The sequence below is a fragment of the Microbacterium sp. MEJ108Y genome (assembly GCF_000834175.1).
In the GTDB taxonomy this organism is placed as follows: Bacteria; Actinomycetota; Actinomycetes; order Actinomycetales; family Microbacteriaceae; genus Microbacterium; species Microbacterium forte.
Map to the genome: position 1 here is coordinate 20,658 of NZ_JXQX01000041.1, position 15,115 is coordinate 35,772.

The following is a 15,115-nucleotide window of genomic DNA, read 5'->3' on the forward strand; positions in this document are numbered from 1 at the left end:
GTCGTCCGACGGTCCCACCGTACATGATCCGACTGCCCCCGCCCTAGGGCCTCGAGCGCGTCGCTCGGTTCAGAGAGATCTGCCCGTATCGGCGGAGCCCGGCCCGGGCACGTTGAGCAGCCCGCCCTCGCGTTCGATCTCCACTGGATCCACGGCAGGCTGCTCTCTGCGGCGGCGCAGCACGATGAGGATGCCGAGCACACCGAGAAGGGTCGCTCCGCCGATGGTCGTGAAGAGTGCGGCCTCCCGTGTGAGCAGGAACGGCGATGCGCCGTGGTCGGGATTCACGGCGGCGGCAGGCGGGCGCGCCGCGCTCTCGCTGGTGTCGAAGTAGGGGCTCACCGGCCCTCGCGTCGTCTCGTCCGGGAGCAGCTCGATGGCCGCGAACGGCTGGATGAATCCCCATCCGTTGACGTCGTCACGGTTGTCGGCGTCGTCTCGCAGGGCCGTGGCGGTGAGCCGGTATGCCCATCCGGCCGGTGGATCCTCGGGGTGCGCCTCGGCCACCAGAGCCGCGGCCGCGCTGGCGTATCCGGTCGCGAAACTCGATGCGGGGGCGTCGGCGGCGAAGATGCAGTCTCCACCGCCCAGCGCCGCGCTCAGCACATTCATCCCGGGAGCCGTCACGCCGACCTGCGGGCCATGGATCGATGCATCGTTCGCGCGGCCGCTGGCGTCGGCGGCGCTGACTCCGAGCACCTGCTCGTACCCTGCGGGGTAGCGAGCGCCGTCTTTCGCATCGGGGTCCGATGCCCTGTTGCCGCCGCTCGCCACGACCAGGGCTCCGACGGCTGACGCGTGCTCCACCGCCGCACGGAGGTCGGGGGAGTCGGTCTCCTGCGAGATCGAGACGTTGATGATGTCGGCGCCGTTGTCGGCCGCCCAGTGGATGCCGTCCGCGATGCGCTGCGACGTCGGTCCGAAGCCCTTGTCCTTGTCCTGCTGCTGGTTGCTGCGGAAGACCCGCACCGAGAGCAGACGGGCGTCCGGCGCGAGCCCGACGACCCCGGAACCGTCGACCGGCTGTGCCGCGATCTGGCCGGCGATGGCGGTGCCGTGCCCGGTGGTGTCACTCAGACCATCGGCGCGCTCGCCGTCGCCGACGAGATCCACACCGCCGATCACGACTCCGGCGAGATGCGGATTTCCCGCATCGATGCCCGAGTCGACGACGGCGACGACGACTCCTCTGCCTGTGGCGACGCGGTTGGCGTCTTCGGCGCCGAGCAGAGCGAGGGCCGGTGGGGCCTCGGGTGTGAACACCACGGTGCCCGGGGTGCAGGCCTCTCCGGCAGTCGCTGCGGGCACGGTCGAGCCGAGCGTGGCCGCCGATGCCGGCGCACTCGTCAAGACGGCGCCGAGCGCGATCGCGCCCACCAGGAGGGCGGGAAGGGCGGTTCTGCGTCGACGCATCACTTCGTCCCTGAGCCGGGCGACTCTCTGGCGGCTTCGGAGGTCAGTGCAGGGCCGGCGGCGAAGAACTCGATCCACGCGTCGGACACACGCCCGACGTCGTCGGGGGAGTAGCCGAGCTGAGCGATGGGGCCGCTCGCCGCGTCCTCCGCGCTCTGTTCCGCGGCGGCACCGGGGATCGCGAACGCGGTGCCTGATTCGTCGATGAGCACGGCCAGGCCCGCCGCGTCGTCAGACGCTCCGCTCACTTCGACGAGGGCGCCGCCGCCGACCGAGACGTCGACGCCGGAGCGCTCTTCCGGCAGCTCGGTCGTGGTCGCTCCGAGCACGGTGCGAGCATCATCGGTGACCATCGCGCACGGTGTCTCGCCCGCAGCGAGCGTCGTCAGCGGGAGAGTCGGCCAGTCCTCACCGCCGATGAACGGACGTGTCTCCACGTCTGCGATCTCCGCGGGAGACACCTCCTGCTCGGCGCCGGCCTCCTGCCCGCTGCCGAGAAGGTAGAGCTGGTAGGCGAGCGGGCTGAGGCGAGCGATCTCGCCGGTCGCGAGCGCCACATAGCGCTCCTCCGCGGGGCTGCCCTGCGTGTGCACGATCGTCCCCGCCGTCAGATCGGTGCCGGGAACCGAGGCTCCCATCGCGTTGAGACTGATCGGCTCGAGATCCTCGCCCGACTCGAAGAGATTGAGCCAACGCCCGTCGACCTCGAGGATGTCGGCGGTGCCGAGTCCGACGGCGCGGAGCACGGCGTTGGCGTCGTCCGACGGAACGGCGTATCGGAGACCGTCGGCGATCACGAACAGCTCGTCGCCGCGCTGGACGACGGCGCCGGTCCCGGTGGAGATCTCGGCGATCGGCGTGCTCGACAGCGAGACAGACGCACCAGCGGTGTCGTCGATGCAGGCCGTCCACGACGAGTTGATCAGGGCGCTCGGGGCCGGCAGGTCGTCCGGTGCGCCGAGGATGCCGATCGAGGGGCCGACCGGGATGCCGTCGAGTGCGGCCTGATCCGTGCGCACGACCTTGAACTCGCCGGCAGGGATCAGCAGTCGTGCGCTCGCCGTGTTGATCACCGGGTACAGCGTTCCCTCGACCGAGACGTAGCGGGCCCCGGTGTCGGTGGCGACGATCAGACGGTTGTTCTGCCAGTCGCCCGGGAGTCCAGGCTGCATGATCCCCCAGAACACCCCGACGAGGATGACGCCGATCGTGAGCGCGACTCCGGCGACGACCGCGCGCAGCGGCTTCGCGGGGTCGAGCTCTTTGCCCCCGGGGGCTCCACCGGTGAACGCCGAGAGCAGTCGTCGCCTGCTGAAGCCCTGGGCCTCGATCAGATCCTTCTTGGTCGCCATGGGTCAGACGAGCCCGGCCGTCGTGACGCCGAGCGGCAGCAGCAGCGCGAGGGCGATGACCTCGACCGTGTCGCCGAGCCTCGTGAGCCGCAGACGCGCCTTCGGCGTCAGCAGCGTGAGCCCGACCAGGATCACGGTGGCGACGACGAGGATGAGGAGCATCCAGGTGCGGACGTCGGGCAGGGCCAGTGCCACCGTGACACCGGTGACGGCGAGCCCGATCGCGCCGATCGCCATCAGCACGAGCACGCCGAGGCGGGCGTAGATCTGCCGAGACTGGAACATCATCCCGACGAACGCGAGCACGCACAGCAGGGCGCCGAAGACGCCGCTCGCAGCGACCAACGGCGTCGCCGTCAGGGCCGCGAGGCCCAGAGCTGCACGGAGTGCGATCAGGGTGCGCGTCCCTGCCGCTGCGCGACGCTTGACCTCGTCCGCGTCGATCGGCTCCGGCGCCGCGAACATGTCGGCGTCGCTCTGCGGCGAGATGACCCGGATGCGCGTGGAGCTGAGCGCGAGCCACGGGATGCCGTTCGCGAGCAGTGCGGTGGTCGCGAGCATGATCGCGTAGGGCGCGAGTGCGTCGCCGAAGATCGCGGCCGTGGTCGCGGTGATGCCGATCGAGGCGCCGAGTGCGATGGGCACGAGATGGATCTCGGGCTTCTCCTGGGTCACGGCGAGGCCGAGGCCGCCGACGATGACGAGGCCCAGTCCCATCGCGGCGAGCGGCCAGCCCCAGATGCTCTGCACCGGAACGGCGAGGTAGCCCGCGAGTCCGCCGTAGGCCGCGGCGGTGAGTCCGAGCGCGTGCCCGGCTTCGGGCTGACGGAGGCGCATGAGCACGGCGGCCGCGACGCTGAGGACGACCGCCCCCGACGCCGCGATGATCGCGGGCAGAAGGGAGGTGGGCGGGGTCGCGACGAGCAGGAGCGCGCAGAGGGCGAGGAAGGTGAGGCTGACGAAGAGGGCGGTGCGCGAACTGTCTGCCGGCGTCCAGGAGCCGTGCTGCTCGGCCGTGGCGTCGATCACCGCTTCGACGACGTCGTCGTACACACGCGGCTCCTGCATCAGGCCGCCCCGCACGAGCGTCAGCAGCTCCCCGTCGTGCACGCCCTGCGCTGCGGCTCCGCGTGCGGGGTCGAGGGGTGTGCCGTCGGCTCGCTGCAGCGAGTAGCCGCCATGGGTGAGCGTCGGGTCGAGCACGCCGAGACTCCGAGCGAAGCCGGGGATGATCTCGACGAGCGGGATCTGCGATGGCACGCCGACATCAAGCCGGCGGTCGTCGCTGACGACGGAAAGCCGCAGCACGGTGCCTGCCGTTGCGCTCTGAGTCATGGAACGATGCCCCCTCCATGGTGTGCAACCGAGCGGGAGGAGACCCGTGGCTGCGCATTCCGCCTTTCACCCTAGTTGAGGCGTGCGGCAACGCGTAGTCGCGAGGCGGGACGATTTCTCCATCGAACGCACGAATGCTGTGCGGATACAGCTGGTGTTATGGCGCATCCCGCCGATGTGATCTAGCCTGGCTCCTGAAACGAATCGTGGGGGGTTGTTTCGAAGTCGTCCCAACACAGGGATGCGCTCCCCCGCACGTGTGTCCGTGAGGACCGGAGGGAGTGAGTTATGGCTGATGTCATCTCCGCAGAAGAAGGGGCTCTGCGCCGCGGAGCCCAGGCGGTGCGGGAGACCAAGTCCGGGATCGACCAGCAGACCAAGAAGGTCCGCAGCGAGATCGAGCAGCTGCGCGGCTTCTGGACGGGTGCGGCTGCCGCATCGTTCACGACGCTGATGTCCCGCTGGGACGAGCAGGCTCGTCAGCTGAACGAGGTCCTCGTGACGCTCGAGGATGCCCTCGCAGGCACCGAGCGCGACCAGGCCGCAACCGAAGAAGCTCACCAGCAGACCATCTCGGGCCTCGGCTCGATGATGGGTTCCTGAGCGACGACCACAGAGATTTCAAGGAGAACATGATGCAGTCGATGTCAGTTCGCCCGGAGCAGGTCAACGCTCTGGCAGCGCAGATCCGCAGCGGGTCGCAGGGTATCCGTTCAGAGCTCGACCGTCTCGAGTCCGAGGTCGGCAAGCTGCGTGCGGCGTGGGATGGTTCCGCGCAGCAGGCCTACGACCAGGCTCAGGCCAAGTGGAACCGTTCGCTGAGTGAGATGCAGCAGCTTCTCACGCAGATCGCGGGCAAGACCGAGGAGATCTCGGGCCAGTACGTCCAGACCGACAAGTCGGCCGCCGGGCGCTTCGGAGCCTGATCTCCGGCGCGGGCCCGACGCAGAGATGCGCCGGGCCCGCGCCGTCTGCTGTGCTGTTCGGCGATCGAGTCGGAGGGCGCAGCAGATGTCACGGGAATCGCCGTAGTCAACAGGGAGGGGTTGTCGATGGCCATCGCATTCGACTTCGAGCAGATCTTCGCCGAGCTGAAGCGCATCGAGCGCGACATGCAGCAGTTCCCTGCCGCATCCGAGGTGGCCGTGTCTGAGGGCGGGTCATCGAAGGCCACCGCCGAGTTCCGGGTGGCCGTCACTCAGGTCGCCCAGGGCATGGGTGCCGTCACGGAGAACTCGATCGCCGCTCTCAACGACGCCAACCAGGCGATCCGACAGGCGGTCACGGAGATCGCAGAGCAGGATGCCGCGCTCGCGGATGAGGCGAAACTGATCCTGACCCTGCTCGACTCCGCCGGCCAGCAGACGCCGGCCGGGCAGCAGCCGGTCGGCGGCCAGACGGATGCCGCCGCCGAGGAGCCTGAGGAGATGGACTACTGATGACCCGAGTGCGGCGGTCGATCGCTGCAGTGATCGGCGTGGTCGCGCTGAGCATCGTGGTCGCGGTCCCGGCTGCCGCCGCCACAGACGCGTCGGAAGGCGGGCTCTGGTATTTCACTCGAGGCAAGGTGCAGGCGGCGATCGATGCGGGTTTCGACGGGTCCGGAGTCACGATCGCTGTGGTCGACACGCAGGTGAATCCTGACGCGCCGGGCCTCCGAGGGGCTGACCTCGAGGTGCGCGAGGAGTCATATTGCTTCGATGCCTCCGGTGAGAGGTACGACGCGGTGTCGTCCGATTACATCGCTGCGAACCATGGCACGAATGTGACGTCGATGATCCTGGGCACCGGCGAAGCCGTCGGCGGGACGCCGATCAGGGGCGTGGCGCCCGGCGCGAAGGTGCTCTACTACAACTCGATGGTCACCTCGAGTGCGCCCCAGGGCAACGACGTCGATTCGACATGCCTTCAGGAGAACGGCGAGTTGATCGGCGACGGCGACACCCGGGAAGAGAGGAACCTCGCGTCGGGCCTGGCCCAGGCGATCTCGGACGCCGTTGACGACGGCGCCGACATCATCTCCGTCTCGCTGGGCGGTCTCGTCGACGCGTCGTATGCGGTGGCCAAGGCGCACGCGGCCGGTGTGGTCGTGCTCGGGTCTCTCCCGAACGTCGGCGGAGTGGGCGACTGGCCGTCGAGCTACAACGGGGTGATCGCGGTTCAGGCGTTCGGTCCTGACGGGCAGATCCAGTACTCGACGTACGACCCGGCGCTCGCAGAGCCGTCGCCCAATCTGAGCGACGACGTGATCATCGCATCGCCCGGACTCGACGTCATCGCGCAGGGGACCGCTGATTCCTGGGACGCACAGCAGCTGCGGTCAGGCACGTCGTTCGCTGCCCCGATCGCCGCGGGCTTCCTGGCTGTGGTGAAGCAGAAATATCCGGATGCCACCTCGAATCAGCTCATCCAGAGCCTGATCCACAACACGGGCACAAAGGGCGAACACGAGCCGAAGTGGGACAACAGCGGTGGGTACGGAGCGATCTCGCTCACGGGGATGCTCGCGGTCGACCCGACCAAGTATCCGGATGTGAATCCGCTCTTCGACGCGGAGAACGAGGACGCTCTTCCCAATCAGGCCACCGTGGACGAGGAAGCCCGGTTGCTCGAGGCGGAAGCCACCTCGCAGCCGACGAGCGATCCGGCCGGCGGGGCGTCGTCGGAGGGCGTCGACGCGATGCCGTTCCTGGTCGGCGGGGGAGTCGTGATCGCGATTCTCGTCATCGGCGGCGTGGTGCTCGCCGTGGTCCTGACGAGATCGTCTCGGCGACAGACGACACAACAAGGGGGAGACCATCGTGAGTAGTCAAGGGGCAGGGCCCTACGAGACCGAGCTCGAACGGATCCGGGGGCTCGAGGACTGGCGGATTCCGAAGGCGGCGTCGTTGCGGACGGCACTCACTACGCTGGACCGCGCATTGGGCACTGTGCTCGAGTCGGCGGCGTGGGAGGGAAGCTCTGCAGAGGCTGCGCGGAGCGCGCTGGCTCGGCTGCAGCAGAACTTCCGGATGATCGAGACGTACGTGGGGCATCTCACCGAGACGATCGAACACGCCAACACCTACCGCCGCAACGCCGCGGCCGCGGAGCTCCCGTCAGCCACCGTCGATCCGTTCTGGGCGAACGCGGCCAAGGTGGGATCCGTCGTCGTGCACCCGGTGCTCGGCCCGCTCGCCGCCGACAAGGCCCTCGATGTGATCGGCGGGTTCCTCGGCAACCAGCGTGAGGAGGAAGCGAAGAAGATCGTCGATCAGATCGAGAGGGACCTCTCGCCGTCGGCGAAGTCGCTCACAAAGGCATCCTCGACGTTGGCGGATTTCGATCCGCGCGTCGCAGTACCCACCCCGCCTGAGAAGCCGGTCGACCCAGGGACGGGCATCGATGGTCCGCAGATCACCTATCCCGGAGGAGGGTCGTCGCCTTCGGGTCCCGGGGCCGGCGGCGGCGGGCAGCAGCCCTCGACGCCGACGTTCCCGACGCACCCCGGCGGCGGGGGTGGAAGCGGCGGCCTCAACCCCGGCGGCTGGGAGCCGACGTATCCCGGCGGCTGGGAGCCGACGTACCCCGGCGGTGGGGAGCCGACGTATCCCGGCGGCTGGGAGCCGACCTATCCCGGTGGGGTGGAAGGCGTCGACCCCGACGGCTCGGGCAGCGGAGACGGCGACCCTTCGGTCGATCACCCCGGCGGCGGGGTGCTCCCCGGGGCGCCCATCGGCACGGGTGGTGGCGGTTACCCCGGTGGGGCCGGCGGCCCTGGTTCTGGTGCGTCCCCGGGCGGTTCGCTTCCTGGGGCGTTCCTGCCCGGTGGCGGTGGCGGCCTGGGTGGCGTCGTCGGAGGGGGTGCGGGAGCGGCGGCGATCGCCGCCAGCTCGAAGATCGCCAGTGTCGGCAGCATGGGAGGAATCGGCGGCTCGGCATCCGGCGCAGGGCTCAAGTCGGGCGGCGGGCTCCTCGGCAACTCCGCGTCCGGCGCTGCCGGCGGAACGGCCGCGGGCGGCACTGCTCGCGGTGGCGTCGGTGGCGTGGGTGGCGTGGGTGGCGTGGGCGGCGCGGGCGGCCCCGGTTCTGCGTCGGGCTCGGCCGGTGCCGGTTCGTCCGGTGCGGCCGGTGGTCGCCCCGGCATGGGCATGATGGGCGCCGGCGGAGCCGACGAGGAGGACAAGGCGAAGCGCTCCGGACTCGGAGGCCCGATCGCCCCCAAGCTCGAAGATGAAGAGGAGCGTGGTCCGCGTGCGAAGAGCGCGCAGGCCGGCTCCCGTGACGAGCACACAGACTGATCCACGGGGCGGCGGAGAGCGTGGGCGGCGGATGCCGTGCACGCCCTCGGCATCAGGGTGATCAGTGGTCGGATGGGCCGCGGCGAGAGCCGCACACGGTCGATAGGGTTCAGGTATGTCAGTCGAAACGGTAGAGCGGCGTCGGATCGTTCTTCAGAGCGAGGATCGTCGATTCGATCTCTCGCTTCCGTTCGACGAGACCCTCGACGACGCACTCATCCTCAGCGGACTGTCCACGGCTGATCGATTCGTGACGATCGGTCCCGGCGGGTTCGAGATCCCCGGGGACACCGAGTGCGAAGACCTCGTCGATGGCGGTCTCTATGCGCTCATCGACCGCACGGCGCTGGCGCCGCAGGCCCGACCTGCGGTGACGAACGAACGGGCGTCACGCGCAGACCACGGTGCTCGATGGTGGATGCTCGCGGTCAGCGGGCTGCTGCTCGTCGCCGTCTTCGCACAGGGGGCCGGAGATCCGCTGCTCAGACTCCTGATCGGTCTCTTCCTCGTGGTCGGTGCCGTCAGCGGAGCGGTCGCATGGTCGCGCCGGGATTCGGCGGCAGGGGTGCGCGGCATCCTCGGGGTCCTCGCCCCGGTCCTCCTCTCGTTCGCCGCGGGCGCTCTCCTGATCCCGGCGGAACTCGACGCGAGCGCGCACCTCTCCGCCGCCGCAGGTCTTCTCGCCGCCGGAATCACCACGGCGGTCATCGCCGTCTCTGCCCGAGCGCGTCCGATGCGGGCGGCCGCCGGAACCGCGACCGTGCTCCTCGTCGGCGTCGCCGCGGTCTGGGGGCTCGCGTTGCTGCTGCGCTGGGGACCGGCCGAGGCCGCCGCCATCTCGCTCGGACTCGTGCCGCTCGGACTGCGCGCTCTGCCGAGCAGCCTGGTGAACCTCCCTGAGGGGTACTTCATCGACTACAAGCACTTCATGACCAGTCGCTGGACGGTCCGCGGAGCCATCCCCGAGTCCGTCGGTCTCCTGCGACCCGAGCGCATCATCGCCGTCGTCGACGATTCCTCGGCACGACTCATCGCCGGAACCGCCGTGCTCAGCATCGTCGCCGCTCTGATGACCCCCCTCGCGTTCCTGCGTCCGTGGCCGGACGACCCCTTCGTGATCTCCGGAGGCATCGCACTTCTCGTCTGCGTCGGCCTCGCGCTGCTGCTGACACCCCGGCACACGACCTCGCGCATCCTCCGCTGGCTTCCCCGTGCGGCCGCCGCCGTCGTGTTCCTGGTCGCCGGTCTGCAGGCATCCGCCGCGATGGGCGACGGCTTCCAGGTGCTCGGTGCCCTTGTGCTGTTCGCTGTCGGTCTCACCGCGGTCGCGGTCATCATCCCCATCTCGCGCGGCGCGAGCTCGCTCGTCTGGTCGCGCTTCGGAGACGCCTTCGAATGGCTCGCCGTCGCGCTCGCCCTCCCCGCGGCGCTCCTCTACGCGAATGCGCTGTCCCTCCTTCGTGGAATGATGGCGGGATGATCGGGAACGGCGAACCACAGCCCTGGCCGGGCGGTGGCACCATCCCACCCGTGCATCCGGGACCCGGCCAGCCTGGTGAGATCCCCGCGCTGCCGCCGGCGTTGATCGCGGCTCCGCCCGGAGTCGACGGCGCACCGCTGCGGTCGGGATCCACGCCTCCCGCACCGACGCCGATCGTCTCGACACGCGCCAGGACGAGACGCCCCTCTGACGGGCTCGGCCCGGCTTTCGTCGGCGCGCCGGCGGGGACCGGAGCGCGGATCGCCGCCTTCACACTCGATGCCGCGGCAGTGATCCTCAGCGCGGCGATCGTGCTCATCACCACCCGCAGCATGCTGCTCGCAGGGCTCACGGCCGCCGAGCTCGCGATCTTCCTCTGCGTGCTCGAAGCGCGCACCGGACTCACCCTCGGCAACGCCGTGCTTCGTCTGCGCGCCGCCCGCGGCGACCGGCCCTACTCGCCGGGCGTCGGGCGCCAGTTCGTGCGCGCGATCATCACGGGCGCCGGTTTCCTGGTGGCGGTCGGCAGCTGGGTCGTCGTCGCGTCGAGCGCGTGGGATCGCGGTGGTCGCCGTCAGTCCTGGGCCGATCGCGTCGCCGGCACCGTCGTGGTCTCGGTCCCGCCTCGTGCCGCCGCGGACGCACAGCAGAAGGTCTCCGTCGCCGAGGCCGCCGCCCCTCTGGCGCCTCCGCAGGTCGTGCCTCTGGGCGCACACCCGTCCGTCATCGACGAGGACTCCGAGCCGACCGACTCTCGCGCGGCCTCGCACCGCACCGAGACGCCCGCACCCGTGTCGCAGGGGGACAACAGGCCGCTCTTCACCGTCGCCCCGGCCGCAGCACAGCAGTCCGATCCCGCCGCCCAGGCATCCGAGTCCGGAGCGCTGCTCCTGATCTTCGACACCGGGCAGCGCGTGCAGCTCGGGCTGCCGCTCGCGGCGAACCTCGGACGCGCACCTGCGGCGAGTGTGCACGACGACCGACTCGTGATCGTGACCGACCCCGACTCTTCGGTGTCGAAGACGCACCTGCGCCTCGAGCACTCGCGCGGCCGCACCTGGGTCACCGATTTCGGATCCACCAACGGCTCCGACATCCGATCCGACGACGGGCAGACGACCGAGCTCGTCGCCGGTGAGCGCGTCCTGCTCGACGACGCGGATCGCGTCAGGATCGGCAACCGCAGCTTCACCATCAGCCTCCTGCTGGCCACGGACAGCAGCGCCGGAGAGAGAGCATGACAGGACCCCGTCTCGCGCCGCCCCGCGTCCCCTCCGGAAAGCTCCCCGTTCAGGCGCCCCCTGAGCTTCAGCCCAATGACGGCGGCATGGGGATCCTCGGATCCCTGCTGCCGATGCTGGGCAGTGTGGGTGCGATCGTCATGGTCACGATGTCGAACCAGTCGGTGACGGGTCTGCTCACCGGCGGCATGTTCCTGCTGTCGTCGCTCGGGTTCGTCGCGGTGAACGGCTGGCGTCAGCGATCGCAGCGTCAGGCTGCGACTCTCGGCGAGCGTCGGGAGTACCTCGCGTACCTGACCGAGCTGCGCCAGACAGTGAGGGTCGCGGCGCGGCAGCAGCGCCGCGCGGCGAACTGGCACCTTCCTGCGCCTTCGGCCCTGCCCTACATCGCCGAAGAGCGCACGAGGGTGTGGGAGCGCGGCGTGAACGACCCCGATTTCCTCTCCGTGCGCGTCGGCACGAGCGACCAGCCGCTGTGCATCTCGCTCGAGGCGCCCGAGCTGCCCCCGCTCGCGCAGCTCGACCCGGTCGCCGCATCGGCCGCGCATCGCTTCATGCTGACGCACGAGATCCAGAAGAACCTCTCGCTCGGCATCACGCTGCGCGACTACGCCCGTGTCGAGATCACGGGAGACGAGACCGAATCCCGCGGCCTCGCGCGCGCCATGCTGCTGCACCTCGCGACCATGCACGACCCAGACACGGTGCAGATCGTGATCGCCGCTGACGCGGCCGTGCTGCCCCAGTGGGAATGGGCCAAGTGGATGCCGCACACGCATTCGCGCACGGTCAGGGACGGTCTCGGCGCCGCACGCATGATCGGCTCTCAGCTGTCAGAGCTCGAGGACATGCTCCCCGCCGAGGTGCGCGAGCGGCCGCGTTTCGCCCGCGACGGCTCCGGCGTCAAGGCGCCGCACATCGTGATCCTGACGGATGGCATCACCACCTCGTTCAACGACGTGCTGGCGAGCGGCGACGGCGTGCAGGGGGTGACCGTGATCGACCTCCCCTCCCGGTGGGGCGATCTCGACGACCCGAACGCCCTGCGCATCGCGTTCGCGCCGGGCGACAAGGGCAGCCGAGCCGAGCTCGTCAGTCTGCAGGTGCCTGCTCGCCCCTTCGAGGCCGACGCGATCAGCATCGTCGAAGCCGAGGCGACCGCCCGGCGACTCATCGCCCTCTACTCGGGCGGCACGACGATCACGAAGAAGAAGAGCGCGACCGATCAGGCCGAGCTCGTCGAGCTGCTCGGCCTCCCCGACGTCCGTGATCTCGATCTCGATGCGGCCTGGTCGCCGCGTCTCGAGCGGGATCGGCTGCGTGTGCCCATCGGGCAGACGGAAGACGGCAGCCCGCTGATCCTCGACATCAAAGAGTCGGCTCAGCAGGGCATGGGCCCGCACGGCCTCATCATCGGTGCGACCGGTTCGGGAAAGTCCGAGGTCCTCCGCACGCTCGTGCTCGCGCTCGCGATGACCCACTCGCCCGAGCAGCTCAACTTCGTGCTCGTCGACTTCAAGGGTGGAGCCACCTTCGCAGGCATGGCCGACATGCCGCACGTGTCGGCGATCATCACGAACCTCGGCGAGGAGATCTCGCTGGTCGACCGCATGCAGGATGCGCTGCAGGGTGAGATGGTTCGGCGTCAGGAACTGCTCCGGGCGACCGGACCCTTCGCCAACGTCGCCGACTACGAGAAGGCCCGTCGTGGCGGCCGCACCGACCTCGCGCCGCTTCCTGCGCTGCTCATCGTCGCCGACGAGTTCTCGGAGCTGCTGTCGGCGAAGCCCGAGTTCGTCGACACCTTCGTGAACATCGGCCGACTCGGCCGTTCGCTGCAGGTGCACCTGCTGCTCTCGTCGCAGCGTCTGGAAGAGGGCAAGCTCCGCGGACTCGACACCCACCTGTCGTACCGCATCGGTCTGCGCACCTTCTCCGCCGCCGAATCGCGCACCGTCCTCGGAGTCCCCGACGCCTATCACCTGCCCACGCAGCCCGGCGCCGGAATCCTGAAGTCCGACACCGAGACCATGACGCAGTTCCGTGCCGCCTACGTGTCAGGACCCCCGCCCCGCCGTCGGCGCCGTGCGGCATCCGGTTCTGCGCAGAGCACGGGCTCGACCGCGGTCGAGCTCTTCACCGCGGCGCCGGTGTGGCGAGCCGAGACGACGGTCGAGGAGCCCGAGGTCGTCGTCGACGCCGAGCCCGAAGAGAAGCGCAACAGCTTCGAGATCGCCGTCGAGATGATGAGCGGACGAGGGCCGGCGGCCCACCAGGTGTGGCTGCCGCCGCTCGAGACCCCTGCCACCCTCGATCAGCTGTTCGGCGATCTCGTCGAAGACCCCGCCCTCGGACTCATCTCGCCGCGGTGGAGAGGTGCTGGGGCGCTCACCGTGCCGCTCGGAATCGTCGATGTGCCGCTCGAGCAGCGGCGCGAGAATCTCGCGATCTCGCTCGGGGGCGCGGCCGGTCACATGGCGATCGTCGGTGCGCCGCTCAGCGGCAAGAGCACCCTCGCCCGCACCGCGCTGGTCGCCCTCGCCCTCACGCACACACCACAGGAGGTGCAGTTCTTCGTCATCGACTTCGGCGGTGGCAGCTTCACGGGACTGCAGCGTTTCACGCACATCAGCGGCGTGGCGACGCGCTCCGAGCCCGACATCGTGCGCCGCACGGTCGCCGAGGTCACCAGCCTGCTCAACGCGCGCGAGGTGTATTTCCGGCAGAACGGCATCGACTCGATCGACACCTACCGACAGCGCCGCGCCCAAGGACTCGCCGATGACGGATACGGCGACATCTTCCTCATGGTCGACGGCTGGGGAACCCTGCGTGCGGAGTTCGAGATGCTCGAACCGCAGATCCATGCCATCGCCGCGCGAGGACTCACCTACGGCGTGCACATCATCATCACGGCGTCGCGCTGGATGGAGGTCCGTGCCAACATCAAGGACCTCATCGGCACCCGCATCGAGCTGCGGCTCGGCGACCCGACGGACTCCGAGGTCAACCGCAAGGCCGCCGAGAACGTCACGGCGATCCCTGGTCGCGGTCTCAACGAGAACGGCCTGCAGATGCTCACGGCGCTGCCGCGCATCGACGGCGTCGACGACGCATCCTCGCTCGCCGGCGGCATCGACGATCTCGTCACCCGCGTCGCATCCGCATGGCACGGCCCCGCCGGCCCCAAGCTGCGTCTGCTGCCCTCGCGCATCAGCCACGCCGACCTCCGGGCAGTGGCCGCCGCCGCGTCGGCGGACGGCTCGGAGCCGCGTGAGATCCTGCTCGGCATCGACGAGGCGAACCTCGCGCCGTTCTCGATCGACCCGCTCGAAGAGCCGCTGCTCTATCTCTACGGCGACGCAGATTCGGGCAAGTCGTCGATGCTCCGCGGTGTCGTGCACGAGATCACGCGTCTCTATGGTCCGACCGAGGCGAAGATCTTCGTCGTCGACTACCGTCGCGCGCTGCTCGGTGAGATCCCGCAGGACTACCTCGGTGCCTACCTCACCTCGCACGAGATGACCGAGGGTGGGATGAGCGAGCTCGCCCAGTTCTTCCAGAGCCGCATCCCCGGCCCCGACGTCACGCCCGACCAGCTGCGCTCACGGTCGTGGTGGAAGGGCGCAGAGGGCTTCGTGCTGATCGACGACTACGACCTCGTGTCGACGTCGCAGGGCAACCCCGTCGCGGTGCTCGCCCCGCTGCTCGCGCAGGCGGCAGACCTCGGTCTTCACGTGATCCTCACGCGTCGCACCGGTGGAGCGAGCCGTGCCGCCTACGATCCGATCATCCAGCGCATGACCGACCTGGGCGCCACCGGCATCCTGCTCTCGGGAAACCCCGAGGAGGGACAGCTGATCGGCAAGGTCAAGGCGATCCCGGCGATCCCCGGCCGTGCCCAGATCGTCAGCCGCGACCGCGGGCTGGTCGCCGCACAGCTGCTGTGGGTGCCGCCGAGCTATCAGTGATCTGGCGGGGGCGGTCAGTGGGCGAGTGCGCCGACTGGCCGCC

At 69.6% G+C, this 15,115-nt stretch carries 11 protein-coding genes; 8 read left to right on the top strand and 3 right to left on the bottom strand.

The window, feature by feature from the left end; genetic code table 11:
- Window positions 1-69: 69 nt before the first annotated feature.
- From RU09_RS17800 to eccD, 3 genes are read right to left on the bottom strand one after another with little or no spacing between them, the layout of a single operon-like run.
- Window positions 70-1,413 carry a S8 family serine peptidase gene (locus RU09_RS17800; protein ID WP_052493031.1) on the bottom strand — a complete coding sequence of 448 codons (1,344 nt, stop codon included), beginning with the start codon at window positions 1,411-1,413 and terminating at the stop codon, window positions 70-72.
- Window positions 1,413-2,765, bottom strand: coding sequence for a type VII secretion protein EccB (gene eccB / locus RU09_RS17805; RefSeq protein WP_042542234.1), 1,353 nt, complete (start codon window positions 2,763-2,765; stop codon window positions 1,413-1,415). The genes RU09_RS17800 and eccB overlap by 1 nt, the downstream gene beginning before the upstream one ends.
- A 3-nt stretch (window positions 2,766-2,768) precedes the next feature.
- A complete protein-coding gene (gene eccD / locus RU09_RS17810; protein ID WP_042542235.1) occupies window positions 2,769-4,100 on the bottom strand; it encodes a type VII secretion integral membrane protein EccD in 1,332 nt (443 codons plus the stop codon).
- 288 nt (window positions 4,101-4,388) lie between these two features.
- Here eccD and RU09_RS17815 point away from each other — a divergent pair, with 288 nt between their 5' ends.
- The 8 genes from RU09_RS17815 (at window position 4,389) to RU09_RS17850 (ending at window position 15,072) form a co-directional block, all read left to right on the top strand.
- Window positions 4,389-4,703 carry a WXG100 family type VII secretion target gene (locus RU09_RS17815; RefSeq protein WP_042542236.1) on the top strand — a complete coding sequence of 105 codons (315 nt, stop codon included), beginning with the start codon at window positions 4,389-4,391 and terminating at the stop codon, window positions 4,701-4,703.
- 41 nt (window positions 4,704-4,744) lie between these two features.
- Window positions 4,745-5,026, top strand: a complete 282-nt coding sequence (locus tag RU09_RS17820; RefSeq protein WP_079113895.1) for a WXG100 family type VII secretion target — start codon at window positions 4,745-4,747, stop codon at window positions 5,024-5,026.
- 126 nt (window positions 5,027-5,152) lie between these two features.
- Window positions 5,153-5,539 carry a hypothetical protein gene (locus RU09_RS17825; protein WP_042542238.1) on the top strand — a complete coding sequence of 129 codons (387 nt, stop codon included), beginning with the start codon at window positions 5,153-5,155 and terminating at the stop codon, window positions 5,537-5,539.
- Window positions 5,539-6,909: a S8 family peptidase gene (locus RU09_RS17830; RefSeq protein ID WP_042542239.1), complete on the top strand. Its 1,371-nt coding sequence runs from the start codon at window positions 5,539-5,541 to the stop codon at window positions 6,907-6,909. Before RU09_RS17825 ends, RU09_RS17830 begins: the two co-directional genes overlap by 1 nt.
- The gene (locus RU09_RS17835) at window positions 6,902-8,380 is read left to right on the top strand and encodes a WXG100 family type VII secretion target (RefSeq protein WP_153302123.1); all 1,479 of its coding nucleotides are present in this window, start codon (window positions 6,902-6,904) and stop codon (window positions 8,378-8,380) included. Before RU09_RS17830 ends, RU09_RS17835 begins: the two co-directional genes overlap by 8 nt.
- Window positions 8,381-8,495: 115 nt before the next feature.
- Window positions 8,496-9,860: a hypothetical protein gene (locus tag RU09_RS18645; RefSeq protein ID WP_042542241.1), complete on the top strand. Its 1,365-nt coding sequence runs from the start codon at window positions 8,496-8,498 to the stop codon at window positions 9,858-9,860.
- On the top strand, window positions 9,857-11,101 hold the full coding sequence (locus tag RU09_RS17845) for an RDD family protein (protein ID WP_042542242.1): 1,245 nt from the start codon (window positions 9,857-9,859) through the stop codon (window positions 11,099-11,101). Before RU09_RS18645 ends, RU09_RS17845 begins: the two co-directional genes overlap by 4 nt.
- Complete coding sequence (locus RU09_RS17850) at window positions 11,098-15,072, top strand: type VII secretion protein EccC (protein WP_042542243.1); 3,975 nt, start codon at window positions 11,098-11,100, stop codon at window positions 15,070-15,072. Before RU09_RS17845 ends, RU09_RS17850 begins: the two co-directional genes overlap by 4 nt.
- Window positions 15,073-15,115 lie beyond the last annotated feature (43 nt).